Here is a 22,899-nt window from a genome sequence, read left to right on the forward strand (position 1 = left end):
CTCCTTGAGGGTAGATCCGCTGGCTTAAGTTGGCCGAACGGTCAGGCATTGATGCCTTAGCAAGCGGCGGGCCAGCTTTCAAGGAGGTCTTCATTTAGATATAAGTAGTTAAATTTAATCGTGTTTTATAGGTAGCTGGCATATGTCGAGAGGCCGCGAGCAGTACGCAAGCTGACCAATCGATCAGGCTGCCTCAACCTGGCGCACCGCTGCGGTGTGCTGCACGCCGGTGTGGCAGCCGAATCGGCTCGATGATCAGCCGCTGATCAGTTGCGCGGCGGCCTGGCGGTGATCGGCGATCAGTCCTGCCACATCGAGGCCTTCGATCTGCCCGTCAACCACTTGCCAGCGACCGCCGATCATCACGCGGTCGGCACGATCGGCGCCGCAGAGCAACAGCGCAGACAGCGGGTCGTGGCTGCCGGAGAAGCGCAGCTCGTTTAGCTTGAACATCGCGAGATCGGCCTGTTTTCCCACAGCCAGCTCACCAATGTCGTCGCGGCCCAGCAGCCGCGCCGAGCCGCGGGTGGCCCAGCCCAATGCCAGCTCAGGGGTGATCCTCTCGGCGCCGTAGCGCAGGCGCTGCAGATACAGCGCCTGGCGCGCTTCGAGCATCATGTTGGATGCGTCGTTGGAGGCCGAGCCGTCCACGCCCAGGCCAATCGGCGCGCCAGCGGCTTCCAGTTCCAAAGTCGGGCAGATGCCCGAAGCCAGGCGCATATTGGAACTCGGGCAGTGACAGATGCCGGTACCGGCCTGGCCGAGGCGGGCGATTTCATCGGCGTTGAAGTGGATGCCGTGGGCCAGCCAGGTGCGGTCGGACAGCCAGCCGACGCTGTCCAGATAATCCACGGTGCGCAGGCCGAAGCGCTCAAGGCAGAAGTCTTCTTCATCGAGGGTTTCCGCCAGATGGGTGTGCAGGCGAACGTCCAGGCGCTCGGCCATGGCGGCGCTGGCGCGCATGATCTCCGGGGTCACCGAGAAGGGTGAGCAGGGCGCCAGGGCGATCTGGATCTGCGCGCCGTCGCCGCGCTCGTGGTAGCGCCCGATCAGCCGTTCGCTGTCGGCCAGGATCACCTCAGCTTCCTGCACTGTCTGTTGCGGTGGCAGCCCGCCATCAGCTTCGCCCAGGCTCATCGAACCGCGCGTCAGCATGGCGCGCATACCCAGTTCGCGTACGGCCTGGACTTGTACGTCGATGGCTTCTTCCAGCCCGTCGGGAAACAGATAGTGGTGATCGGCGGCGGTGGTGCAACCCGACAACAGCAATTCGGCCAATGCGACCTTGCTCGCCAGTTCGAGCTTTTCCGGCGTCAGTCGTGCCCAGACCGGATAGAGCGTTTTCAGCCAGGGAAACAGCGGCTGGTTGACCACCGGACCCCAGGCGCGGGTGAGTGTCTGATAGAAGTGGTGATGGGTGTTGATCAGCCCCGGCAGCACCACATGCTCGCGGGAGTCGAAAGTGCTGTCAACTGGCGCGGCGGGCGTCTGGCCGGCGGCAAGCAGTTCGGTGATGACGCCATTTTCGATGACCAGCCCGCCGGCGGCGTCCTGATCGTTGGCGGTGAAGATGGCGAGAGGGTTCTTGATCCAGATGCGGGTAGCGGCCATTGCCGGCTCCTCCTGAAATGATGGGTTCAGAAAAGCCAGCTCAGTTATGCCCTGTCTGCTGATCCAGGGGGGCGCCTAGTCGGGGACGCCTAGTTGGGACGCCCCTTGGGCGCGAGGCCCGGACACACGATAGTGGCTTGCGGTTGGGTTGTCACCCGGAATGCGCGTTCCCCTACGACCGAACATCGGTAACGCCGAGCGCGTTGCCAGCTGATTTGCTTGGAGAATGTCCGCCCTGAAAAACGAAACCCCACCGAAGTGGTGGGGTTCGTCAACAGCTCGCAAAGCTGAGCGCGGCCTTCAGACCTACAAAGCACACGCTTTCTCCGCTCTCCGATCAACCGCCCAGGTAAGCGTCGCGGACCTTGGGGTTGCTCAGCAGCTCTTCACCGCTGCCTTGCATGACGATGCGACCGTTCTCCAGCACGTAGCCACGGTCGGCCAGCTTGAGCGCCTGGTTGGCGTTCTGCTCGACCAGGAAGACGGTCACGCCATCCTCGCGCAGTTGCTCGATGATCTCGAAGATCTGCTGGATGATGATCGGCGCCAGGCCCAGCGACGGCTCGTCGAGCAGCAGTAGCTTGGGCTTGCTCATCAATGCGCGGGCGATGGCGAGCATCTGCTGCTCGCCGCCGGACATGGTGCCGCCGCGTTGCTGGTAGCGTTCCTTCAGCCGCGGGAACAACTGCAGCGCTTTGTCCAACTGCTCCTGGAAGTCGCCCTTGTTGGTGAAAAATCCTCCCATGGCGAGGTTTTCCTCCACGGTCAGGCGGGCAAAGATGCGCCGTCCTTCAGGTACCACGGCGATGTCCTTGCGCATGATGTCGCAGGTCTGTTTTCCGACCAGTTCTTCGCCCTCGAAGCGGATGCTGCCTTCGGAGGCCATCGGCGTACCGCAGAGGGTCATCAGCAGTGTGGATTTGCCTGCGCCGTTGGCGCCGATCAGCGTGACGATTTCGCCCTTGCGGACCTCGACGTCGACGTTATGCAGCGCCTGGATCTTGCCGTAGCAGGTCGAGACGTTTTCGAAATACAGCATGGTTACGCCTCCCCCAGATAGGCTTTGATCACGTCCGGATTGTCGCGAATCTGCTCCGGAGTGCCATCTGCCAGCGGGCAGCCCTGGTTGATCACGACGATATGGTCGGAAATGCTCATGACCAGCTTCATGTCGTGCTCGATGAGCAACACCGTCACGCCATGGGTGTCGCGCAGCATGCCGATCAGCGCCTTGAGGTCCTCGGTTTCCCTTGGGTTGAGGCCAGCCGCCGGCTCGTCGAGCATGAGGATGCGCGGGCGCGTCATCATGCAGCGGGCGATTTCCAGGCGGCGTTGCTGACCATAGGCGAGCGTGCCGGCTGGGCGGTTGGCGATATCCGTCAGGTTGACCTGCTCGAGCCAGTGCGCGGCGAAATCCATCGCTTCGTGCTCGCTCTCGCGAAACGCCTTGGTCTTCAACAAACCGGAGATGAAGCCGGTGTTGAGGTGGCGATGCTGGGCGACCAGCAGGTTTTCCACCGCGGTCATGTCCTTGAACAGCCGGACGTTCTGGAAGGTGCGAACCACGCCCTTGCGTGCGATCTTGTGGCCGGGCAGGCCCTGGATCGCTTCGCCGTCCAGTAGGATCTCGCCTGAGGTCGGCTGATAGAAGCCGGTCAGGCAGTTGAAGACGGTGGTCTTGCCCGCACCGTTGGGGCCGATCATCGAGACCACTTGCTTATCGTGTACGGTCAGGCCCACCCCGTTGACGGCCAGCAGGCCGCCGAAGCGCATGGTCAGGCCGCTTACTTCAAGAATCGGGCGGCTCATCGCTTCAGCTCCAGGTTTGGACGTTGCATGGGCAGAAGCCCCTGCGGACGCCAGATCATCATCAGCACCATCATGGCGCCGAACATCAGCATGCGGTATTCGCTGAACTCACGCATGAGCTCGGGTAACAGGATCATCACGATAGCGGCGAGAATCACTCCCAGCTGAGAGCCCATGCCGCCGAGTACCACGATGGCGAGGATGATGGCCGATTCGATGAAGGTGAACGACTCCGGTGACACCAGGCCTTGGCGTGCGGCGAAGAAGCTGCCGGCAAAACCGGCGAACGTCGCGCCGATGGTGAACGCGGAGAGCTTGATCACCGTGGGGTTCATGCCCAGCGCGCGGCAGGCGATTTCATCCTCGCGCAGTGCTTCCCAGGCCCGGCCGATCGGCATGCGCAGCAGGCGATTGATCACGAAGAGCGTCAGCAGGACCAGCAGCAGGGCGATCAGATAGAGGAAGATCACCTTGTTGATCGAAGCGTAATCCACCCCGAAAAACTCGTGAAAGGTTTGCATACCCTCGGCGGCGCGCCGGTCGAACGACAGGCCGAACAGCGTCGGTTTGTCGATGCCGCTGATACCGTTTGGTCCACCGGTCAGCTCGGTCATGTTGCGCAGCAACAGCCGGATGATTTCGCCGAAGCCCAGGGTCACGATCGCCAGGTAATCGCCCCGCAGCCGCAGCACCGGAAAGCCCAGCAGAAAGCCGAACAACGCCGCCATGGCGCCGGCGATCGGCAGGCTGAGCCAGAACCCGAAGCCGTAGTAGTGCGAGAGCAGCGCGTAGGTGTAGGCACCGACGGCATAGAACCCGACATAACCCAGATCGAGCAGACCGGCCAGACCCACCACGATGTTCAGGCCCAGGCCGAGCATTACGTAGATCAGGATCAGCGTGGCGATATCCACCGCACCGCGCGAGCCAAAGAATGGCCAAGCGAGCGCCACCAGCACCAGGCCGATGATGATGTAACGCTGAGTCGAGGGTAGGGTGAAGAAGTTGCCGGCGCCGGCGGGTATGGTCGGCAGGCTGGGGCTGGCCGCCCATCCCGCTGCCAGACGGGTGCGAACCAGCTGCCAGAAAAACATGGCCACGGCGCAGGCGGCGATGATCCAGAAGGTGGAAGCTTCGGCGCCATGGACCTCGACCTTGATACCCACCGTGGTGAGCTTCAGGCCGAATACCGGCACCGCGACGGCGATGACCAGCAGGGCACTGAAAAAGGCAGTACGCAGATGCAGAGTCATACCTTTTCCACCTCCGGACGACCGAGGATGCCGGTGGGGCGGAACAGCAGGACGAGGATCAGCAGCGTGAAGGCCACCACGTCCTTGTACTGGTCGCCGAAGATATCGGCGCCGAAGGCCTCGGCCACTCCCAATACCAGGCCGCCGAGCATGGCGCCGGGGATGCTGCCGATGCCGCCAAGTACCGCGGCGGTGAAGGCCTTGATGCCGGCCAGGAAGCCGATATGCGGGTTGATTACCCCGTACTGCATGCTGATCAGTACGGCTGCGACCGCTGCTAGCGCTGCGCCGATGACGAAGGTCAGGGCAATGATGCTGTTGGTGTTGATACCCAGCAGGTTGGCCATTTTCAGGTCTTCGGCACAGGCGCGGCAGGCGCGACCCAGACGCGAGCGTGAAATGAACAGCGTCAGGCCCAGCATGGCGAGGATAGTGACCACGAAGATCAATATCTGCATGTAGGAAACGACCACACCGTTCATGGCGCTTTCACCGAAGATGAAATTGCCAGGCATCAGGTTAGGAATCGCCTTGTCCTTCGAGTCCTGGGACAGCAGGACGACGTTCTGCAGGAAGATCGACATGCCGATCGCGGAAATCAGCGGAATCAGACGGTTACTGCCTCGAAGCGGTCGGTAGGCGACCCGTTCGATGCTGTACCCGTAGGCGCTGGTGACGATCATGGCGGCGGCGAATGCACCGATCATCAGAATTGGTAGCGCATCGAGCCCCATCATCGTAAGCCCGACGATGGCGATGAAGGTCACGTAGGAGCCGATCATGTATACCTCGCCATGAGCGAAGTTGATCATGCCGATGATGCCGTAAACCATGGTGTAGCCAATGGCTATCAAGGCATAGGTGCTGCCAACGGTCAGGCCGTTGATCAGTTGTTGGAAGTAGTGGTAAAGCTCAGGCATTACATTCTCCTGAACATCCTGCGTCCGTGCTCGCTACCAATGCAGGCCTGCTTCGAACACGCTGCATGGAGAATGCAGCGCCAAGGGCTCAGTGCGGATCACGCACCTACCTGTTCGACGCGGGCCAGCTCTGCAGGCTGCTCGCTTGGTTAAGGATGTTGCTGGGGCGGCCCTGTGCTTGTGGCCGAGTCAGCCCCGATCAGCTAAAACAAAGCCCACAGCGGGTGCCGTGGGCTTCGGTTGGTGGTTACTGGCTCACTTGGCTTCGGTCTTGGTGCCGTCCTGGTGCCATTCGTAAACCACGAAGTTGAAGTCCTTGAGGTCTCCCTTCTCGTCAAACGAGAGGTTGCCGGTCGGAGTATCGAAAGTGTTGCTGCGCAGCGCTTCGGCCACCTTGTCGGTGTCGGTGCTGCCAGCTTTCTCGATACCCTCGGCAATAACCTGGACTGCGGCGTAAGCGGGGAACACGAACGGGCCGCTCGGGTCCTGCTTCTTGGCCTTGAAGGCTTCGACCAGTTCCTGGTTGCGAGGATCCTGGTCGAAGGATTTCGGTAGGGTGACCAGCATGCCTTCGGAGGCTGCACCGGCGATTGCCGAAATTTCGGAGTTGCCGACGCCTTCAGGCCCCATGTAGCGCACGTTCAGGCCTTTTTCCTTGGACTGACGCAACAGCAGGCCCAGCTCCGGGTGGTAGCCGCCGTAATAGACGAAGTCGACACCGGCCTGCTTGAGCTTGGAGATCATCGAGGAGAAATCCTTGTCTCCGGCATTGATGCCTTCGAACACGCTGACCTTGACGCCTTTCTCTTCTAGCGTCTGCTTGACTGCGGTGGCGATGCCCTCGCCGTACTGCTGTTTGTCGTGGATGACCGCAACGTTCTGCGGCTTGACGTGGTCGGCGATGTAATTACCGGCGGTCGGGCCCTGCAGGCTGTCCAGGCCAATGGTGCGGAAGATCAGTTCGTAACCGCGCGAGGTGATGTCCGGGCTGGTCGAGGCCGCGGTAATCATCAGAATGCCTTCGTCTTCGTAAATATCCGAGGCCGGCTGGGTCGAGCTGGAGCACAGGTGGCCGACCACGAAACTGATTTCGTCATTGACGATCTTGTTGGCTACCGCAACCGCCTGCTTCGGGTCGCAGGCGTCGTCATACACGACGCCTTCCAGTTGTTGCCCGTTGACGCCGCCCTTCTTGTTGATCTGCTCGATGGCCATCTGGGCACCGATGAATTGCATGTCCCCGTACTGCGCGACGGCCCCCGTGACCGGACCGGCCAAACCGATCTTGATAGTGTCGGCGGCAAGCGTGTAGCTCGCGGCTCCCGTCAAAGCGATAGCCATGAAAAGTTTGGACAGACGCTGCTTGGTCATCATTTGCGCTCCACTTGCATATTATTGTTTGAATCCTGCTGGCTGCAGTGTCGTTAAGGGGCAAACGTCCCCAAACGGTACGGCAACTGTACCGGCACAGTGTAGAAGCGTCAGCACCTATTTGCACAGTCAGGAATTCGATCTCGTTTGATGAGATTTACCCGGGCGCTATCATTGCGCCCTTTCGAAACGGGTGAGTCTCATGAGCGAAGTACCAAGCACTCTCTATGCCAAGCTGCTGGGCGAAACCGCGTCGATCTCGTGGCAGGAATTGCAGCCTTTTTTCGCTCGGGGCGCTCTGTTGCGCGTCGCCAGCGACTTCGACCTGATCGAGGCCGCGCAGGCCGTGGCGCAGGACGACCAGGAAAAGGTGACTGCATGGCTGGCTTCAGGCCATATCGCCAAGCTTGAGGCCGAGCAGGCGCAGGATTGGCTGGAGCGGGATCCGCCACTATGGGCTGTGGTCGTTGCGCCCTGGGTGCTGGTGCAGGAAAGGGCGGCGAAGCCCAGCCTGCACTGATCCGGAGCCTGTTCTCGTTTCGCTGGGAACGCGCCGGAGCCTGCTCCGGCGCCGGCCAAACGCCTAGCCACGCACCCAGCGCATCCTCGCCCAGCCGCTCAATGCGTCCACGGCCAGCACCATCAGCAGCATCGCCAGGATGACCGTTGACGCCTGGGCTTGCTGGAACAGGCTGAGGCTCATGTAAAGCATCTGCCCCAGGCCGCCGGCGCCGACGAAGCCGAGCACGCTGGCCATGCGGATGTTGTTTTCCCAGCGATACAGGCTGTAGGCGATTAGTTGCGGCCACAGGACGGGCAAAGTGCCGTAGCAGAAGGCGCTGATGCGATCGCTGCCTGAAAGCCGCAACGCCTCGGCGGGAGCGCTCGGGGTGTTTTCCAGGGCTTCGGCGAATAGCCGTCCCAATACGCCAGCGGTGTGCAGCGCCAGGGCCAGAGTGCCGGCATTCGGCCCCAGGCCAGCCGCCAGTACCATCAGCGCCGCCCATACCAGCTCGGGAATGGCCCGCAATGCGTTGAGTAGCAGTCTGGAGAGGCCCTTGCCGAGCAACCCGAAACGTCCAGACGCTGGTAACGCCAATGCCAAGCCGAGTATTGCGGCCAACAGCGTGCCGATCGCCGACATCGCAAGGGTTTCCATCGCGGCGTAGCTAATCGCGCGCAGATGTGTACCTGACAAATCCGGTTCGAGGAAGCCCGACGCATACTCGGCCATCTGTCCCAGGCCGTCGCGGCTGAACAGTGCACTGGCTTCGAGCTGCAGAAAGACGAACGAGCCGATCACCGCCGCGATCAGCAACAGCGGCAAGGCATAGCGCGATAGCGCCCTCACACGAACCTCCGGCGCAACAGTTGGCTGATCAGGTCCGCCATCAGCACCAGGGCCAGGAAGGTCAGCAGCATGCTGGCCACTTCACCCCCGGCGAACATGCGCATCGACAGATCCAACTGCTGGCCCAACCCGCCGGCACCGACGAAGCCCATGACCACCGAAGCGCGAATCGCACATTCCCAGCGGTACACGGTGTAGGAGAGCATTTCACCCGCCGCTTGTGGCAGCACGCCATAGGCGAAGGCCTGCAGTCGCGAACCCCCGCCGCCGAGCAGCGCACGCGTGGGCAGCGGATCGACTGATTCGAAGATTTCCGCATAGACCTTGCCGAGCATGCCGGCATAGGTGATGGCTATGGCCAGTACCCCGGCGGTCGGGCCGAGGCCCACCGCGCGGACGAATAGCAGTGCCCAGACGATCTCCGGCACGCTGCGCAGCACGATCAGCAGACCACGCACCGGCCAGCGCAGTGACTGCGCCCACCAGTGCGGCCGCCCGCCGCGGCTGATGGCCGAGATCGACAAGGCGCGTGTGGCCAGGATGGCGCACGGCAGCGCCACGACCAGCGCCAACGTCATGCCAGCGGTTGCGATGGCGAGCGTCTCCCACGTGGCTTGCCACAACAGGAGCAGGAAATCTTCGTCGTGCGCCGGCGGCCAGAAGCCGGAAAGGAATACCGCCATGGTGTCGGCGTTGCTGCCGTCGAATAGCACGCTGAGGTCCAGCTCGCTCAGCGACAGGCCCGGCCACAGCAAGGCCAGAGCCAACAGAGTCACCAGCAGACGCGGCCCGGCGGCTGGGTCGCGCTGTGCGATGGCAGGGTTCAGCATCGTGGAACGTGCAACGGCTGGCCGGGCAAGGACAGAGGCGCTTGTTCATTGCCCAGCTGCTCGTTGGCATAGAGCGCCTCGAGCTCGGCTGGCGTCACGTCCGTCGAGGCCTTGTCGAACAGGATGCGTCCCGCACGCACGCCGATAACACGCGGGAAGTGCTCAAGCGCCAGCTCTACCGCGTGCAAGCTGGCGACCAAAGTTGCCTGGCGGCGCGTGGCTTCGCTGTTGAGCACATTCAGCGAGTATGCGGCGAGCACCGGGTCCATCGCCGAGACGGGCTCGTCGGCGAGGATGAGCGTCGGGCTCTGATACAGCGCGCGGGCGATGCCGACGCGCTGCAGCTGGCCGCCGGAAAGCTGATCGCAGCGCTCGTAGAGTTTGTCGGCCAGATCCAGTTGAGCCAATGCCTGTGCCGCGCCTTCCTTGTCCAGCGGATAGACCAGGCTGAGCAGGCTGCGCCCCAGCGACCATTGCCCCAGGCGACCGGCTAGCACCGAGGTGATGACGCGCTGACGCGGCGGCAACGGTGGTGCCTGGTGAATCAGTCCGATACGGGCGCGGAGTCCCTGCCGGGCGCTAGTCGACAGCGACCAAGGCCGGCATCCGAGCAGCTCCAGCCGGCCAGTACTTGGCGGTAGATGAGTCGCGAGCAGACGCAGCAACGTGGTTTTGCCCGCACCGGAAGGTCCGATGAGGGCAATTCGCTCGCCTTTGACGATCTGCAGATCGAGATCACGCAGCGCGACATGGCCGTTGGCGTGTCGATAGCTCGCGCCCGATAGCGTCAGGACAGGCTCGGCGCTGCTCGTGCATGTCGTCAGCAGCGCCGAACTCGATGTTGAATGGCTCATTCCGACCTGCCTGCTTGCCGCTCTCCAAACGCCCACAGGGCCGTTGCAGAACGGCCGGCAAGGCTCACTTCAGCAGGCCAGCGGCGCGCGCTGCTTCCTCGATGCCCTTGTAGTTTTCCGGGCGGGTCTCGATGAAGCGGCTGGCAGCCTGCAGGTCGAGAATTTTCTTGTGCTCCGGATTCGCCGGATCGAGTTCGAGGAATGCGGTCTTGATCTTTTCGACCAGCTCTGGATCGAGGTTGCCGCGCACCGTCCAGTTGTAGTCGTAGTAAGGCGGCGTCGTGGAGATCACGCGGACCTTGTCGGTATCGACCTTTCCAGCGGCGACCAGCTTGTCCCAGACCGAGGCGTTGAGCACGCCGGCATCGGCCTTGCCCGCCTCGACCCAGGCGGCGGTGGCATCATGTGCGCCGGAGAAGGCGATGCGCTTGAAGAACTGCTCGGGATCGATGCCGTCCTTGATCATGAAATAGCGCGGCATCAGGCTGCCGGACGTCGACGACACGGAGCCGAAGGCGAACGTCTTGCCCTTGAGATCCTGCAGGGTTTTCACTTCGGGATCGGCGGTGATGAATTTGCTGGTGAATTTCTCGTCCTGCTCACGCTGCACCAGAGGAATCGCATCGCCGGTCTTAAGGCGGGTCTGGACGAAGGTGAACCCGCCAAGCCAGGCCAGGTCGAGGCGGTCGGCAGCCAGGGATTCGACCACGGCGGCGTAATCGGACACCGGGGTGAACTTCACCGGCATGCCCAGCCGTTTTTCGAGGTATTGGCCCAGCGGCTCGAACTTGCGAATCAGCTCGGTCGGTGCTTCATCGGGGATCGCCGATACACGAAGGGTTTCGGCGGCATGTGAGGTGGCAAAAGACAGGGAAATGGCAAGGCCGGCGACGGCTGCCAGGGAGCGCTTCAACATTGTGGTTCTCCGGTTCAATAGCGGAAAAAGCGCGCGGATTATAGAACTAGACCGATGCGCAGGGGCAAGTGTCTGGCAGTTGGCTGGCTGCGACGAGCCTGGTCGCTCGCGCCGGCTGTAAGCATCGCGACTGTCTGGCTAAGGAAATTTTGTGATTCAGTTCTCCGTTGCACTAGAATCCGCGCCCTCCTCGGATGATGGCTTATTGCTATGGAACAGCAACGAGACAAACGTACGCTTCACTCTCTTCGCAAACACATCGACGAACTCCTAGCGACCGGTGCGACGATTATCGCGCGTGATCCGGTGACGCTGGTCAGCGAAGGCCAGACGCTCAAGGTCAGGCACGGGATGCTCGTCGGCCATTCCGGCTTGCTCGATCTGGTCGAGCCGCTCACCGATCACCAGTGGCCGGATGCCCTGCGGCAGATGGCGATCGATCTGTGCATTCAACAATTGGATGAAGCGATCCGTGCGCTTGAGAACGAGGCCGTCGTGATGTCGTCGGAGCCGGCGAACGACGGCTAGACTCAAGAAAATATCCAGGCAACGAAACGTAGCGGACAGGGCCTGATCAGATATGCACGGATGCAGCCTGCGTTCGTGTCGTATTAAAGGGGGTTTTGCATGTTCGTTCGGAGCTCGCACCACGGCTTCATCCCGCCCTATATCCTCAGGCGCATCGTCGACAACGGCTCGCAGCGCCAGCGTGATCGAGCGCTGGGGACGCTGGCTCACGTGCGCAACCTGTTGCCCAATCCGGGGCCGCCCAATCGCCAGCCGATGGCCAGCGTATTGCCCGAGCGTGGCCGGCCAGGCGAGCCGCGGCGCAGCGTTCACGATGCCCAGCAACAGATGGTGCTGCCTGGTGTGCTCGCGCGAATCGAAGGCCAGCCGCCGGTCGCCGATGCGGCGGTGGACGAGGCCTACGATGCGCTCGGCACGACCCATGAATTCTTCTGGAAGGTGTTTGGCCGGGACTCGATCGACAACCACGGCTTTCCGTTGATCGGCACGGTGCACTACGGCGTGGATTACGAGAACGCCTTCTGGAATGGCGCGCAGATGGTGTTCGGGGATGGCGATGGCGAAATCTTCAATCGCTTCACCTTCTCGCTGGATGTAGTGGCTCATGAGCTAGCCCATGGCGTGACCGAAAGCGAGGCGGGGCTGGTGTACTTCAATCAGTCGGGCGCGCTGAACGAATCGGTTTCGGATGTGTTTGGCGTGCTGGTACGACAGTTCAGCCTGAAGCAGACGGCGGATCAGGCCGACTGGCTGATCGGTGCCGAGCTGCTGACCGATCGTGTGCAAGGCTCGGCGCTGCGCTCGATGGCCAATCCCGGCAGCGCCTATGACGATCCTTTGCTGGGCAAGGATCCGCAGCCTGGGCACATGAATGATTTCATCGACACCCGTGACGACAACGGCGGCGTGCATCTGAACTCCGGCATCCCCAACCGCGCGTTTTATCTGGCCGCGACCGCCCTGGGTGGCTACGCCTGGGAGAAGGCCGGACGCATCTGGTACGACACGCTGTGTGATCGCCGCCTGGCCAACGACGCGGATTTTTCCGCATTTGCCCAGTTGACCGTGTACAACGCGACCGTTCGTTTCGGCGCGGGCGGTAACGAAGAGCGGGCTGTCGCGCAGGCTTGGGCGGCTGTGGGCGTGAATCCCTGATTGAGGAGACGTGCATGAAACAGTTACCGGCATTGGATTCGGACGCGACCATTCGCCTGTCGCGGCAAGGCGGCTTTGCCGCGATACAGGCGCTCAGCCGTCCACGCGAAATCGACTTCGCCAGTTGTAACGAGCAGCAGCGCCAGCAAATCTGCTCCGTCCTCGAAGGTTGCCTGCCGTTGGCGACTTCTCCCAGCGGGCAAGGCGACCGCCGCTATTACCAGATCGAATTGCGCTTCAGGCAGCATGATAACGACGACGAAATGGTGATCCAGGTGCCGGAGGAGCGGGCACCCGGTGAGTTGGTGCGGCTCTGGGACAAGGGTGAGGTGCTCTGAGCGCGGCTTGGCCGCCCGGGCTAGAATCGTCGCTCTTTATCGAGGAGCCAAACCATGTCCGAACTGCCTTCCATCGCCTTTGCCGGCATCGGCCTGATGGGTCTGCGTATGTGCCGCCGGCTGATTGCCGCCGGTTATCCGCTAACGGTATGGAACCGCTCGCCGGATAAATGCGCGCCCCTCGTCGAAGCCGGTGCGCGGCAGGTGAGCACGCCGGCCGAGCTCTGCGCGGCTGCTGATGTGGTGTTGCTGTGTCTGGCCGATACCTCTGTCGTGCGCGAGGTGGTGTTCGGCGCGGGTGGCATCGTTGAAGGGGCGCGAGCGGGGCAAGTGCTGGTCGATCATTCCAGCCTGGAACCGGCGGCCACGCGCGCCATGGCCGCCGAGCTGGAGTCGCGTGGCGGCATGCGCTGGGTCGATGCGCCGGTATCTGGCGGCACCGCTGGCGCCGAGGCGGGCAGCCTGGCGATCATGGCTGGCGGGCGTGACGAGGACGTCGAGCGGGTCCGACCGATCCTGATGCAGCTGGGGCAGCGACTGACGCGCATGGGCGGGGTCGGTGCGGGGCAGGTGACCAAGGCCTGCAACCAAATGATCGTCGCTTGCAATGCGCTGGTCATCGCCGAAGTCGTGGCGCTGGCCGAGCGTTCCGGTGTCGATGCGAGTCTGATCGCGCCGGCACTGGCCGGCGGTTTCGCCGACTCCAAGCCGCTGCAGATTCTCGCCCCGCAGATGGCCAGCAGTGAGTTCGAGCCGATCAAATGGCACGTGCGCACCCTGCTCAAGGACCTCGACACCGCCGTCCAGCTTTCCCGCGAAGAGGGCAGCGCCACGCCAATGACCGGGCTGGCCGCGCAGCTGATGCGCCTGCATGGCAGTCAGGGTCATCTCGAGCAGGACCCGGCGACCCTGGTGCGGATGTACCGGGAGCAGAGCCAATGAAAATCGCCGCCAACCTGTCCATGCTGTTCAACGAGCTGCCGCTGGCCGAACGCATCATGGCGGCGTGTGTTGCCGGTTTCGATGGCGTGGAGATTCAGTTTCCCTACGAACTGCCGGCGATCCACCTCAAGGAGGTGCTCGAGCGTGCCGGCTTGCCGTTGGTGCTGATCAACCTGCCAGCCGGCGATTTCATGCAGGGAGGCGCCGGTCTGGCCGCGGCCCCGGCGGGTCAGCAGGACTTCGATGCGGCTCTGCAGGAAGCCCTGACCTACGCGGCGATGGCGCGACCGGCGCGCGTCAACGTGTTGCCGGGGCGGCTGGCCGAGGGCGTCACGCGCGAGCAGGCGTTGGAAACGCTGGTTCAGAATCTGCGCAAGAGTGCCGAAGCCTTCGCGTTGCTCGGTGTGCGCGTGGTGTGCGAGGCGATCAACCCGCTGGATATGCCGGGTTTCCTGATCAATACCCCTGAGCATCTGCACGCCTTGCTGGAGCGCGTTGATCACCCCAACTGCCAAGCGCAGCTGGACCTGTACCACATGGCGCGACAAGGGCTCGATATCCCCGCCGGGATCAGGCTTCTGGGTCCGCGCATCGGCCATGTGCAGTTCGCCGACTGCCCCGGGCGCGGCGCACCGGGTAGCGGCGAGGTGGCATTCGCGAGTCTGATCGAAGCGCTGCGTGGGACGGGTTACGACGGTTGGCTGGCAGCGGAGTATCGGCCCGATGGGCAGGACACCGCAGCAGGCCTGGGCTGGTTGGCGGAGTGGCGGCAGCATTGATGCCATCGCCCGGCATAAGCGGGAATGATGTTGACAGACAGAAGCGTGAAGGAGCTCTAGAGTCATTCGCGGGAGAGCCGATTGACACCATGGTCGGCCTATAACAATAAATCGAGAGCGACGTCATGCAGCCAACCAACCAAGCCGCGAACGCCTGGCGTGTCCTGTTTCTGCTGTTTCTGGCCAACCTGTTCAACTTCTTCGACCGCACCATTCCCGCCATCATCGCCGAGCCGATTCGTCTGGAGTGGAGCCTCAACGACTTCCAGCTCGGCCTGATCGGCACTGCCTTCACCATCGTTTATGCGATAGCCGGGGTGCCGCTGGGGCGTATGGCCGACATCGGCTCGCGCCGCAAGATCATGGGCTGGGGGCTGACCGCTTGGAGCGGGCTGACTGCCGTCAACGGCTTCGCTTGGAATTTCTGGAGTTTCCTGCTGATCCGCATGGGCATCGGCATCGGCGAGGCCAGCTACGCGCCGGCGGCCAACTCGCTGATCGGCGATCTGTTCCCGGCACACAAGCGCGCTCGTGCCATGGGAATCTTCATGCTCGGCCTTCCGCTTGGGTTGCTGCTGGCGTTTTTCACCATCGGCTCGATGGTCGAGTATTTCGGCAGCTGGCGCGCGCCGTTCTTCATCGCTGCCGTGCCTGGATTAGTGCTGGCGGTGTTCATCTTCTTCGTCAAGGAGCCGCAGCGTGGCGCCGCCGAGACGGTGAAGGTGTCCCAGGAGCGCGTGCAACAGCCCGTGCGCAAGGTGTTGGCGATCCGTACCTTCTGGTGGCTGGTGCTGGCCGGCCTGGCGTTCAACTTCGCGACCTACGCCTGTAACGCCTTCATGGTGCCGTTGTTGATGCGTTATCACGCGGTGCCGCTGGTTGAGGCATCGATTGCCACCGGTGTGATCGTCGGCCTGACCGGCTTGATTGGGTTGACCTTTGGCGGCTGGGTGGCCGACCAGATCCATCAGCGTTTCGCCCGTGGCCGGCTGATCTTCGCGGCGGTGAGCATGGTCATCGCCACGTTCGCCACCGGTTACGCGCTACTCGCCGGGCGCATCGAGGTCGGCGTGTTCGTCGCGATTTTCAGCATCGGCTGGCTGTTCTCCTACAACTTCTACACCTGCGTCTACACCGCGATTCAAGACGTGGTCGAGCCACGTTTGCGCGCCACTGCCATGGCGCTGTTCTTCGCGGGGCTTTATCTGCTTGGCGGTGGCATGGGTACGGTGGTGGTGGGGCTGTTGTCCGATCACTTTGCCGAGTCGGCGATGCTCGCCGCAGGGGCCAGCGAGATGAGCGAAGTGTTCCGTGCCGAGGGCCTGCACGGTGCGATGTACCTGATCCCGGCCTCCTTGCTGCTGACCATGGTGTTTCTGTTCCAGGCCTCGCGGACGTTCTGCCATGACGCCAAACGCATGACCGATGGCATGACTCAGTCCGCCAGCGACGCCGAGGCCGCTCTGGCCTAATCGCCTCGCCGTCGACAGTGCCGCAGGGTACTGTCGACGGCACCGATTGACGCCTGCTGACTTGCTTGCCGACTGGGCGACGATTGGCCAGCAATTGCCGGCAGGCTCGCATAAACTGCGCGGCCGTTTTTGGCAGTCCGGACCGCACATGCACACCTCGTCTCCCGCCCGCGCCTGCGGCATCGATTTCGGCACCTCCAACTCGACCGTCGGCTGGTGGCGTCCCGCCAGCGAGCCGCTGATCGTGCTCGAGGACGATCAGCACACCCTGCCTTCAGTCGTCTTCTTCAACATCGAAGAACGCCGTCCGGTGTATGGCCGGCTGGCCCTGGCCGAATACCTGGAGGGCTACGAAGGGCGGTTGATGCGCTCGCTCAAGAGCCTGCTGGGCTCCAAGCTGCTGAAGAGCGAAACCACGGTGCTGGGCAGTGCCATGCCGTTCAAGGACATCCTCGGCCTGTTCCTCGGGACGCTCAAACAGCGCGCCGAAACCAGTGCCGGTCGAGCGTTCGACGAGGTGGTGCTGGGTCGCCCGGTGTTCTTCGTCGACGACGACCCGCAGGCAGACAAGGAAGCTTCCGACACCCTGGCTGCAGCGGCGAAGAAGATCGGTTTCAAGGACGTCTCGTTCCAGTACGAACCCATCGCAGCAGCCTTCGACTACGAGTCGCGCATCGAGCAAGAAGAGCGCGTGCTGATCGTCGACATCGGCGGCGGTACTTCCGACTTTTCCCTGGTGCGGCTGTCGCCGGAGCGGCGCCAGATCGATGACCGTCAGAGCGACATTCTCGCCACCTCGGGCGTACACATCGGCGGCACCGATTTCGACAAGCAGCTCAGCCTGCAGGGCGTGATGCCGTTGTTCGGCTATGGCAGCCGGATGAAAAGCGACGCGCCGATGCCCACCAGCACCCATCTCAACCTCGCCACCTGGCATACCATCAACGCGGTCTATGCGCCTGCATCGCTGCGCGCGCTGCAGAGCATGCGCTACGACATCGTCGACCCCACCGGGATCGACCGGCTGTTCAGCCTCATCGAGCAACGCGCTGGCCACTGGCTGGCGATGCAGGTGGAGCAGGGCAAGATCGAGCTGACCGAGCAGGACCGCTATCTCATCGACTTCGCGCGGATCGAAGCGGGATTGCAGGCGAGCCTGACCCGCGACGGCTTCGAAACGGCCATCGACCCGTTGCTCGAACGAATCCGCGGCAACGTCAGTCAATTGCTGGCAAGCGCCGGGCTCAAGCACGACGACATCGATACGGTGTTCTTCACCGGCGGTTCCAGCGCGATTCCGGCCTTGCGCCAGAGCATCGCCGCACTGCTGCCAAGCGCCCGTCATGTGGAAGGCAACCGCTTCGGCAGTATCGGTAGCGGCTTGGCCATCGAAGCGAAGAAACGCTACGGTTGATTTCCCGTGAGCGCCTGTCCGGCATGTCTCGCGGGCCTGTTGGGGAGTTTTCATGGGTTACAAACTTCGTCCGCAAGACCCTGTCGCCGAGGTGCGCAAGGTCGCTCGACAGCGCATCGACAAAGCCATCGAGGCACTGAGCGTGCCGGCTGCCGAGCGAGCCGAGGGTGTGCATCAGGCGCGCAAGCGCTTCAAGGAATTGCGCGCGTTGCTGCGATTGGTGCGAAAGCCCTTGGGTGCTGAATTCAAGCGCGAGAATCAGCGCCTGCGCGATCTTGGCCGTGCGCTGGCCGAATCTCGCGACGCCACCGCCATGCTGGAAAGCTGGGATCTGCTGAGCGCACGGTTCCCCAAATTGTTCGCCGAGGCGGGCTTCAAACAGATCCGTCGGCGCCTGCAGGCAAGAGCCAGGCAGGGCGAAGGCGATGCCACTAACCTCGATGCCCGTATTGCCCAGGCGATCAATGAACTGAGCAATGCCAGCGCCTGTATCGACAGCTGGCCATTAAGCGCCGAGGGTTTCGAGCTGTTGGCCGCCGGGGTGGAGCGCACCTATGCCGACGGTTGTGCCGAGCTGGCCAAGGTCAGACTCGAACCGAGCGACGAGCAGTTACATGAATGGCGCAAACGGGTCAAAGATCACTGGTATCAGACGCGGCTGCTGACGCCTAGCTGGCCGACGCTGATGCAGCTGCGCAGCGACTCGCTCAAGCGACTGGCCGATCTGCTCGGCGACGATCATGACCTGGCGATGATGCAGCAGCTGATGCAGGCCCAGCCGCCGCTATTCGGCGACCAGTCGTTGCGTGAGCGGCTCGATCGCGTGATCGTGCAACGGCGCGGCGAAATGCAGCGCGAAGCGTTGGCGCTGGGTAATGAGATCTATCTGGAGGCGCCTCGGGATCTGGTGGCGCGCTGGCAGCGCTACTGGGAAACGGCCGAGGTCTGACTGTCTGGCGCACGGTCATAAGACCGTACGCCAACTGAGGTGATCGGGTTACAGCTTCTTCGCGGAAACGATCGTCACCGGCTGCAGCGGGACGTTCTGCATCATGCTGCGGTTGCCGGTTGGCACCTGGGCGATCTGGTCGACCACATCCATTCCGCGCACCACCTTGGCAAACACCGCATAGCCGAAATCGCGGCCGCCGTGGTCGAGGAAGTCATTGTCGCGGTGGTTGATGAAGAACTGGCTGGTGGCCGAGTTGACGTTCTGTGTGCGGGCCATCGCCAAGGTTCCGCGAACGTTGTGCAGGCCATTGTCGGCTTCGTTCTTGATCGGCTCGCCGGTCTTCTTCTGGCCCAGGCCTTCGTTGAAACCGCCGCCCTGGATCATAAAGCCAGGGATCACGCGGTGGAACACGGTGCCATCGTAGAAGCCGCTTTCCACATAGCCGAGGAAATTCTTCACGCTGATCGGCGCCTTCTCGGCTTCAAGCTCGATTTCGATTTCGCCCATGCTGGTGTTCAGCAGCACGCGTGGGTTGTCTGCCGCCAGGAGGTTTCCGGCGAGCAGCAGCGAGCAGGCGGCGAGTACGAGTCGTTTCATGGTGTAGTCCTGTTGAGGGTGGAAGCTTGGGCCGGCCGGCCATCGGCAGGTTGAGTTTGCGCATCGTACGTCTTGATCAGGTCGATGAGAATCTGCGTTGCCGGGCCGAGCGGTTTGTCCGGGTTAGTGTAGAGATGGAACAACGGGCGGCGAATGCTTCCTTGGATCAACGGCAGCGGCTTGAGCACGCCTTCGGCCAGTTCGCGGTCGATCATGTGACGCGGCAGCCAGGCGAAACCCAGCCCGCTGCTGACGAAGGCGACCGAGGTGGCCAGGCTGCCGACCGTCCAGCGCTGCTCGGCGCCCAGCCAGCCGGCGTCTCGCGGCTGACGTTGGCCGGAGTCGCGCACCACGACCTGCATCTGATTCTGCAGGTCCTGCACGCTTAGCTTGCGCTGCAGCTGGTGCAGCGAATGGTCGGCATGGGCGACGGCGATGAACTCGACAGTGCTCAGCTCCGCTCCGAGGTAGCCGGTAATGTCCAGGCTGGTAATTGCCAGATCCGCAGTGCCGTCCCTGAGCACATCTTCAACGCCCGACAGGACTTCTTCGCGTAAACGCACCCGGCAGCCCTGGCTCTGCGGCATGAAAGCCGTCAACGCGCGGATCAGCTTGGCGTTGGGGTAGGCGGCGTCCACCACCAGGCGTACTTCGGCTTCCCAGCCCTGTTCCATGTGATGGGCCAGTTCTTCGAGCTGCCCGGCCTGGACCACCAGTTGCCGCGAGCGGCGCAGCAGCACTTCGCCTGCATCGGTGAGCACTGCCTTGCGACCATCGATGCGCAACAGCGGAACGCCGAGCTGCTCCTGCATGCGCGCCACGGTATAGCTGACCGACGATTGCGAGCGATGCAGCATCTCCGCCGCCTGGGCAAAGCCGCCGTGATCGATCACCGCCTGCAGGGTTCGCCATTGATCGAGGGTTACGCGTGGCACTTTCATTCCATTGTTTTCCTGTCGCGTCTGTCTGGTACGCTGGCACGCCTTCACGAGGAGCCCGCATAAAATGGAAAAAATACGCTTCGCCGCGCTCGCTTCGCTCGCAATCATCCCACTGAGCGCCCTGGCCGTCAGCTATCCGGTGGAACTGGAGCAAGAGCTCAATGGCGCCGAAGTGCTGGCTACCACCGAAACCATCGACCGGGACATGGCCGGTCTGCTGTTGCAGAACTTCGGCGAACGCCCGGTGAGCTGCTCAGCGGTGTTCCGCAACGGCCCGGAAGTACCACGCACCCGCCGCACCACGCTCGACGCTGGCGAGCGCAAGCCGCTGACCGCCAAGTTCAAGCGCGATGTGATCCGGCTGCGTATCAAGCTGACCTGCGAGCCGCAGTGAGGTTCGCGCGGTGAGCCGATCGGGACGCGGTGGCCGGCTTCCAAGGCTCGGCTTAGCGCGTCGCTAATGTTCAATTGTTAGTCGCGTCCGCACTGTCGATCCGCCCGCCTCGGGTTCGATCAACGATCCGGTCGATCGTCGCGCTGATAAAGCCGCCTCTCCACCGGCCGGACGCGTTAATCTATGCGACGTTTTTCGACCTTGAGGTATCCCCCTTGTTTGACCAATTCGCCCTGCATGAACGCCTGCTCAAGGCGGTCGCCGAACTCAAATTCGTCGAGCCGACGCCGGTGCAGGTGGCGGCCATTCCCCCGGCGCTGGAAGGGCGCGACCTGCGGGTAACGGCGCAGACCGGCAGCGGCAAGACGGCGGCGTTCGTGCTGCCGATGCTCAACCGGCTGATCGGCGATGCGGTGGTGCGCACCGACGTGCGCGCGCTGATCCTGCTGCCGACCCGCGAGCTGGCCCAGCAGACCCTCAAGGAAGTCGAGCGCTTCTCGCAGTTCACCTTCATCAAGTCGGCGATGATCACCGGTGGCGAGGACTTCAAGGTCCAGGCGGCGATCCTGCGCAAGGTCCCGGACATCCTCATCGGCACGCCGGGACGGATGATCGAGCATCTCAATGCCGGCACGCTGATCCTCAAGGACGTCGAACTGCTGATCCTCGATGAAGCCGACCGCATGCTCGACATGGGCTTCGCCGACGACGTACAGAGGCTGGTCGGCGAATGTGCCAAGCGTCAGCAGACGCTGCTGTTCTCCGCCACCAGCGGCGGCGCCGCCTTGCGCGAGATGGCGGCAAGTGTGTTGCGCGATCCGCTGCACCTTCAGCTCAACCGCGTCAGCGAGCTGAACGAGGGCACCCGTCAGCAGATCATCACCGCCGAGAGCATCGAGCATAAAGAGAAGCTGGTGCACTGGCTGCTGGCCAACGAGACCTACAAGAAGGCCGTGATCTTCACCAATACCCGCGTGCAGGCCGACCGTCTTTACGGACGGCTGGTGGCCGAGGGCGTCAAGGCTTACGTGCTGCACGGGGACAAGGATCAGAAGGAGCGCAAGCTGGCCATCGACCGCGTCAAGGAAGGTGGCGTGAAGGTTCTGGTAGCCACCGACGTGGCGGCGCGCGGTCTGGATATCGAAGGTCTGGATCTGGTGATCAACTTCGACATGCCGCGCTCGGGTGATGAGTACGTTCACCGCATCGGACGTACCGGGCGCGCCGGCGCCGACGGCCTGGCGATCTCGCTGATCTGCCATAACGACTGGAACTTGATGTCGAGTATCGAACGCTACCTCAAGCAGCGTTTCGAGCATCGCGTCATCAAAGGGTTGAAGGGCGGCTACATGGGCCCGAAGAACCTCAAGGCATCGGGTAAGGCCGCCGGCACCAAGAAGAAAAAGGACGACAAGAAGAAGGCCACCGACAAGAAGACCAAAGTGGCATCAAAGCCAACGGCCAAGCGACCGAAGAACGCCAAACGCGAAGCGCCGGCCTCGCAGGTCGTCAGTCAGGACGGCATGGCGCCGCTGCGCCGCAAGAAGCCCGCCGCCGAATAAGGTCTTCGCTACACACCGGGGCGTCGCAGCCCCGGTCATTCGTGTCCGTCAGCGCTTCTCCGCTGGTGCGATATCAGCTTTTTTCTCCGCTTGCTCGACGTGCTGCAGGCGCTTGTCATAGGCCTGGCATTCGTCGCCCAGCTGGTCGGCGGTCTGCTTGACCTCCATCTCCCGCAATTGCTCGTTGATCTCGGCAGCACGCTCGGGGTCGCTTTCGGTTAGCTGATTGACGCGTTCGGCCAGCTGCCGGGCCTTGGCGTTTATCTGGTCCGTGGTGCATTCGGCCAGTGCCGGCTGGCTGGCCAGCAGGGCGGCAGCGAGGGGGATCATCAGATATTTCATGGTGGTGCGCTCCTTTAAGACCTGTTCGGTGGATGCCATGCGAGCGCTTTGGTTCAGCCTTTCCCGTTGTGCTGATGATCGAACCATGCCGCAGCCGGCACGGTCCGTATTAGCAAGAGCCGCGTTCTGACGCGGTGCAACAGGAGAACGACATGACCTATGACTGGGATCTGATGCTGCGTCTGCTGCGCGAAGCGCAAAAGCCTGGCAACGAGGCCTTCGCACCGCGTCAATACGCCGATGAGCATGCGATTGCCATGGAGGATGCCGGCCAGCCACTGCCTAATCTCGATTCGCTCAAGGCTGAAGCGCAGAACTACGAGAGCCTGCTGTTCGAAGGGGGGTTTCTGGTGACGCGCCCGGAAGAGCAGGGTGGTAATGGTGAGAATTTCGTCTTGACCGAGCGGGGTTCACGGCTACTTGAAATGCTCGAAGGCGACACTGCGGGCACTGCGTACCGCCAGCGCCTGGATGACAAAGGCGAGGCAGCGCTAACGCCGGAGATCTTCGACGCCTTGGCGACAGGCTGAAAAAAATACGCCCCGCTAAGGCGGGGCGCAGAGTTAGC

General features: G+C 62.7%; 25 protein-coding genes. 12 read left to right on the forward strand and 13 right to left on the reverse strand.

The window, feature by feature from the left end:
* Window positions 1-255 precede the first annotated feature (255 nt).
* The 6 genes from E0D86_RS16220 to E0D86_RS16245 all read right to left on the reverse strand — a co-directional run bounded on the left by E0D86_RS16220 (window position 256) and on the right by E0D86_RS16245 (window position 6,967).
* Window positions 256-1,611 carry an 8-oxoguanine deaminase gene (locus E0D86_RS16220; protein WP_131651079.1) on the reverse strand — a complete coding sequence of 452 codons (1,356 nt, stop codon included), beginning with the start codon at window positions 1,609-1,611 and terminating at the stop codon, window positions 256-258.
* Window positions 1,612-1,948: 337 nt separating this feature from the next.
* The gene (locus E0D86_RS16225) at window positions 1,949-2,650 is read right to left on the reverse strand and encodes an ABC transporter ATP-binding protein (RefSeq protein WP_131651080.1); all 702 of its coding nucleotides are present in this window, start codon (window positions 2,648-2,650) and stop codon (window positions 1,949-1,951) included.
* 2 nt (window positions 2,651-2,652) lie between these two features.
* Entirely contained in the window at window positions 2,653-3,420 is a 768-nt protein-coding gene (gene livG / locus E0D86_RS16230; protein WP_131651081.1) for a high-affinity branched-chain amino acid ABC transporter ATP-binding protein LivG, read from the reverse strand.
* Window positions 3,417-4,673 (reverse strand): high-affinity branched-chain amino acid ABC transporter permease LivM, encoded by a 1,257-nt coding sequence (locus E0D86_RS16235; RefSeq protein ID WP_131651082.1) that lies wholly within the window; start codon window positions 4,671-4,673, stop codon window positions 3,417-3,419. The genes livG and E0D86_RS16235 overlap by 4 nt, the downstream gene beginning before the upstream one ends.
* The gene (livH, locus tag E0D86_RS16240) at window positions 4,670-5,593 is read right to left on the reverse strand and encodes a high-affinity branched-chain amino acid ABC transporter permease LivH (protein ID WP_131651083.1); all 924 of its coding nucleotides are present in this window, start codon (window positions 5,591-5,593) and stop codon (window positions 4,670-4,672) included. The genes E0D86_RS16235 and livH overlap by 4 nt, the downstream gene beginning before the upstream one ends.
* Before the next feature lie 255 nt (window positions 5,594-5,848).
* Window positions 5,849-6,967: a branched-chain amino acid ABC transporter substrate-binding protein gene (locus E0D86_RS16245; protein WP_131651084.1), complete on the reverse strand. Its 1,119-nt coding sequence runs from the start codon at window positions 6,965-6,967 to the stop codon at window positions 5,849-5,851.
* Window positions 6,968-7,166: 199 nt separating this feature from the next.
* Between E0D86_RS16245 and E0D86_RS16250 the strand changes: the two genes are divergently transcribed.
* Window positions 7,167-7,484, forward strand: coding sequence for a DUF2288 domain-containing protein (locus tag E0D86_RS16250; protein WP_131651085.1), 318 nt, complete (start codon window positions 7,167-7,169; stop codon window positions 7,482-7,484).
* Window positions 7,485-7,547: 63 nt separating this feature from the next.
* Here E0D86_RS16250 and phnE (E0D86_RS16255) read toward each other — a convergent pair whose 3' ends face one another.
* From phnE (E0D86_RS16255) to E0D86_RS16270, 4 genes are all read right to left on the reverse strand, one after another.
* Window positions 7,548-8,315: a phosphonate ABC transporter, permease protein PhnE gene (phnE, locus tag E0D86_RS16255; RefSeq protein WP_131651086.1), complete on the reverse strand. Its 768-nt coding sequence runs from the start codon at window positions 8,313-8,315 to the stop codon at window positions 7,548-7,550.
* On the reverse strand, window positions 8,312-9,145 hold the full coding sequence (gene phnE, locus E0D86_RS16260) for a phosphonate ABC transporter, permease protein PhnE (RefSeq protein ID WP_131651087.1): 834 nt from the start codon (window positions 9,143-9,145) through the stop codon (window positions 8,312-8,314). Before phnE (E0D86_RS16260) ends, phnE (E0D86_RS16255) begins: the two co-directional genes overlap by 4 nt.
* Window positions 9,139-9,999, reverse strand: coding sequence for a phosphonate ABC transporter ATP-binding protein (locus E0D86_RS16265; protein WP_131651088.1), 861 nt, complete (start codon window positions 9,997-9,999; stop codon window positions 9,139-9,141). Before E0D86_RS16265 ends, phnE (E0D86_RS16260) begins: the two co-directional genes overlap by 7 nt.
* A gap of 64 nt (window positions 10,000-10,063) precedes the next feature.
* On the reverse strand, window positions 10,064-10,915 hold the full coding sequence (locus E0D86_RS16270) for a putative selenate ABC transporter substrate-binding protein (protein ID WP_131651089.1): 852 nt from the start codon (window positions 10,913-10,915) through the stop codon (window positions 10,064-10,066).
* 210 nt (window positions 10,916-11,125) lie between these two features.
* Here E0D86_RS16270 and E0D86_RS16275 point away from each other — a divergent pair, with 210 nt between their 5' ends.
* The 8 genes from E0D86_RS16275 (at window position 11,126) to E0D86_RS16310 (ending at window position 18,492) form a co-directional block, all read left to right on the forward strand.
* A complete protein-coding gene (locus E0D86_RS16275) occupies window positions 11,126-11,443 on the forward strand; it encodes a hypothetical protein (RefSeq protein ID WP_131651090.1) in 318 nt (105 codons plus the stop codon).
* 99 nt (window positions 11,444-11,542) lie between these two features.
* Window positions 11,543-12,598, forward strand: a complete 1,056-nt coding sequence (locus E0D86_RS16280) for a M4 family metallopeptidase (RefSeq protein WP_131651091.1) — start codon at window positions 11,543-11,545, stop codon at window positions 12,596-12,598.
* 14 nt (window positions 12,599-12,612) lie between these two features.
* Entirely contained in the window at window positions 12,613-12,936 is a 324-nt protein-coding gene (locus tag E0D86_RS16285; protein ID WP_131651092.1) for a protealysin inhibitor emfourin, read from the forward strand.
* Between the two features lie 54 nt (window positions 12,937-12,990).
* Window positions 12,991-13,878 (forward strand): NAD(P)-dependent oxidoreductase, encoded by an 888-nt coding sequence (locus tag E0D86_RS16290; protein ID WP_131651093.1) that lies wholly within the window; start codon window positions 12,991-12,993, stop codon window positions 13,876-13,878.
* The gene (locus E0D86_RS16295) at window positions 13,875-14,657 is read left to right on the forward strand and encodes a hydroxypyruvate isomerase family protein (protein WP_131651094.1); all 783 of its coding nucleotides are present in this window, start codon (window positions 13,875-13,877) and stop codon (window positions 14,655-14,657) included. Before E0D86_RS16290 ends, E0D86_RS16295 begins: the two co-directional genes overlap by 4 nt.
* Before the next feature lie 125 nt (window positions 14,658-14,782).
* The gene (locus E0D86_RS16300) at window positions 14,783-16,129 is read left to right on the forward strand and encodes an MFS transporter (RefSeq protein WP_131651095.1); all 1,347 of its coding nucleotides are present in this window, start codon (window positions 14,783-14,785) and stop codon (window positions 16,127-16,129) included.
* Window positions 16,130-16,277: 148 nt separating this feature from the next.
* Entirely contained in the window at window positions 16,278-17,543 is a 1,266-nt protein-coding gene (locus E0D86_RS16305; RefSeq protein ID WP_131651096.1) for an Hsp70 family protein, read from the forward strand.
* Window positions 17,544-17,595: 52 nt separating this feature from the next.
* Window positions 17,596-18,492 (forward strand): CHAD domain-containing protein, encoded by an 897-nt coding sequence (locus E0D86_RS16310; RefSeq protein ID WP_131651097.1) that lies wholly within the window; start codon window positions 17,596-17,598, stop codon window positions 18,490-18,492.
* Between the two features lie 48 nt (window positions 18,493-18,540).
* On the opposite strand, the gene E0D86_RS16315 is transcribed toward E0D86_RS16310, so the two are convergent.
* Complete coding sequence (locus E0D86_RS16315; RefSeq protein ID WP_131651098.1) at window positions 18,541-19,092, reverse strand: peptidylprolyl isomerase; 552 nt, start codon at window positions 19,090-19,092, stop codon at window positions 18,541-18,543.
* Complete coding sequence (locus tag E0D86_RS16320; protein WP_131651099.1) at window positions 19,089-20,033, reverse strand: LysR family transcriptional regulator; 945 nt, start codon at window positions 20,031-20,033, stop codon at window positions 19,089-19,091. Before E0D86_RS16320 ends, E0D86_RS16315 begins: the two co-directional genes overlap by 4 nt.
* Before the next feature lie 64 nt (window positions 20,034-20,097).
* On the opposite strand from E0D86_RS16320, the gene E0D86_RS16325 reads away from it, so the two are divergent.
* Entirely contained in the window at window positions 20,098-20,427 is a 330-nt protein-coding gene (locus E0D86_RS16325) for a 3-phosphoglycerate kinase (protein WP_131651100.1), read from the forward strand.
* A gap of 215 nt (window positions 20,428-20,642) precedes the next feature.
* Window positions 20,643-21,989: a DEAD/DEAH box helicase gene (locus tag E0D86_RS16330; RefSeq protein ID WP_131651101.1), complete on the forward strand. Its 1,347-nt coding sequence runs from the start codon at window positions 20,643-20,645 to the stop codon at window positions 21,987-21,989.
* A gap of 48 nt (window positions 21,990-22,037) precedes the next feature.
* Here the strand turns inward: E0D86_RS16330 and E0D86_RS16335 are convergent, their stop codons facing one another.
* Window positions 22,038-22,331, reverse strand: a complete 294-nt coding sequence (locus E0D86_RS16335; protein WP_131651102.1) for a hypothetical protein — start codon at window positions 22,329-22,331, stop codon at window positions 22,038-22,040.
* A 152-nt stretch (window positions 22,332-22,483) separates the two neighbouring features.
* Between E0D86_RS16335 and E0D86_RS16340 the strand changes: the two genes are divergently transcribed.
* A complete protein-coding gene (locus E0D86_RS16340) occupies window positions 22,484-22,861 on the forward strand; it encodes a transcriptional regulator (RefSeq protein WP_131651103.1) in 378 nt (125 codons plus the stop codon).
* Window positions 22,862-22,899 lie beyond the last annotated feature (38 nt).

The sequence above is a fragment of the Pseudomonas sp. IC_126 genome (assembly GCF_004331835.1).
GTDB lineage: Bacteria > Pseudomonadota > Gammaproteobacteria > Pseudomonadales > Pseudomonadaceae > Stutzerimonas.

What these genes read in the sequence shown, in the direction of transcription:
- E0D86_RS16220 (WP_131651079.1), bottom strand. Translation starts at nt 1,611, where the DNA reads ATGGCCGCTACCCGCATCTGGATCAAGAACCCTCTCGCCATCTTCACC.
- E0D86_RS16225 (WP_131651080.1), bottom strand. Translation starts at nt 2,650, where the DNA reads ATGCTGTATTTCGAAAACGTCTCGACCTGCTACGGCAAGATCCAGGCG.
- livG (WP_131651081.1), bottom strand. Translation starts at nt 3,420, where the DNA reads ATGAGCCGCCCGATTCTTGAAGTAAGCGGCCTGACCATGCGCTTCGGC.
- E0D86_RS16235 (WP_131651082.1), bottom strand. Translation starts at nt 4,673, where the DNA reads ATGACTCTGCATCTGCGTACTGCCTTTTTCAGTGCCCTGCTGGTCATC.
- livH (WP_131651083.1), bottom strand. Translation starts at nt 5,593, where the DNA reads ATGCCTGAGCTTTACCACTACTTCCAACAACTGATCAACGGCCTGACC.
- E0D86_RS16245 (WP_131651084.1), bottom strand. Translation starts at nt 6,967, where the DNA reads ATGATGACCAAGCAGCGTCTGTCCAAACTTTTCATGGCTATCGCTTTG.
- E0D86_RS16250 (WP_131651085.1), top strand. Translation starts at nt 7,167, where the DNA reads ATGAGCGAAGTACCAAGCACTCTCTATGCCAAGCTGCTGGGCGAAACC.
- phnE (WP_131651087.1), bottom strand. Translation starts at nt 9,145, where the DNA reads ATGCTGAACCCTGCCATCGCACAGCGCGACCCAGCCGCCGGGCCGCGT.
- E0D86_RS16265 (WP_131651088.1), bottom strand. Translation starts at nt 9,999, where the DNA reads ATGAGCCATTCAACATCGAGTTCGGCGCTGCTGACGACATGCACGAGC.
- E0D86_RS16270 (WP_131651089.1), bottom strand. Translation starts at nt 10,915, where the DNA reads ATGTTGAAGCGCTCCCTGGCAGCCGTCGCCGGCCTTGCCATTTCCCTG.
- E0D86_RS16275 (WP_131651090.1), top strand. Translation starts at nt 11,126, where the DNA reads ATGGAACAGCAACGAGACAAACGTACGCTTCACTCTCTTCGCAAACAC.
- E0D86_RS16280 (WP_131651091.1), top strand. Translation starts at nt 11,543, where the DNA reads ATGTTCGTTCGGAGCTCGCACCACGGCTTCATCCCGCCCTATATCCTC.
- E0D86_RS16285 (WP_131651092.1), top strand. Translation starts at nt 12,613, where the DNA reads ATGAAACAGTTACCGGCATTGGATTCGGACGCGACCATTCGCCTGTCG.
- E0D86_RS16290 (WP_131651093.1), top strand. Translation starts at nt 12,991, where the DNA reads ATGTCCGAACTGCCTTCCATCGCCTTTGCCGGCATCGGCCTGATGGGT.
- E0D86_RS16295 (WP_131651094.1), top strand. Translation starts at nt 13,875, where the DNA reads ATGAAAATCGCCGCCAACCTGTCCATGCTGTTCAACGAGCTGCCGCTG.
- E0D86_RS16300 (WP_131651095.1), top strand. Translation starts at nt 14,783, where the DNA reads ATGCAGCCAACCAACCAAGCCGCGAACGCCTGGCGTGTCCTGTTTCTG.
- E0D86_RS16305 (WP_131651096.1), top strand. Translation starts at nt 16,278, where the DNA reads ATGCACACCTCGTCTCCCGCCCGCGCCTGCGGCATCGATTTCGGCACC.
- E0D86_RS16310 (WP_131651097.1), top strand. Translation starts at nt 17,596, where the DNA reads ATGGGTTACAAACTTCGTCCGCAAGACCCTGTCGCCGAGGTGCGCAAG.
- E0D86_RS16315 (WP_131651098.1), bottom strand. Translation starts at nt 19,092, where the DNA reads ATGAAACGACTCGTACTCGCCGCCTGCTCGCTGCTGCTCGCCGGAAAC.
- E0D86_RS16320 (WP_131651099.1), bottom strand. Translation starts at nt 20,033, where the DNA reads ATGAAAGTGCCACGCGTAACCCTCGATCAATGGCGAACCCTGCAGGCG.
- E0D86_RS16325 (WP_131651100.1), top strand. Translation starts at nt 20,098, where the DNA reads ATGGAAAAAATACGCTTCGCCGCGCTCGCTTCGCTCGCAATCATCCCA.
- E0D86_RS16335 (WP_131651102.1), bottom strand. Translation starts at nt 22,331, where the DNA reads ATGAAATATCTGATGATCCCCCTCGCTGCCGCCCTGCTGGCCAGCCAG.
- E0D86_RS16340 (WP_131651103.1), top strand. Translation starts at nt 22,484, where the DNA reads ATGACCTATGACTGGGATCTGATGCTGCGTCTGCTGCGCGAAGCGCAA.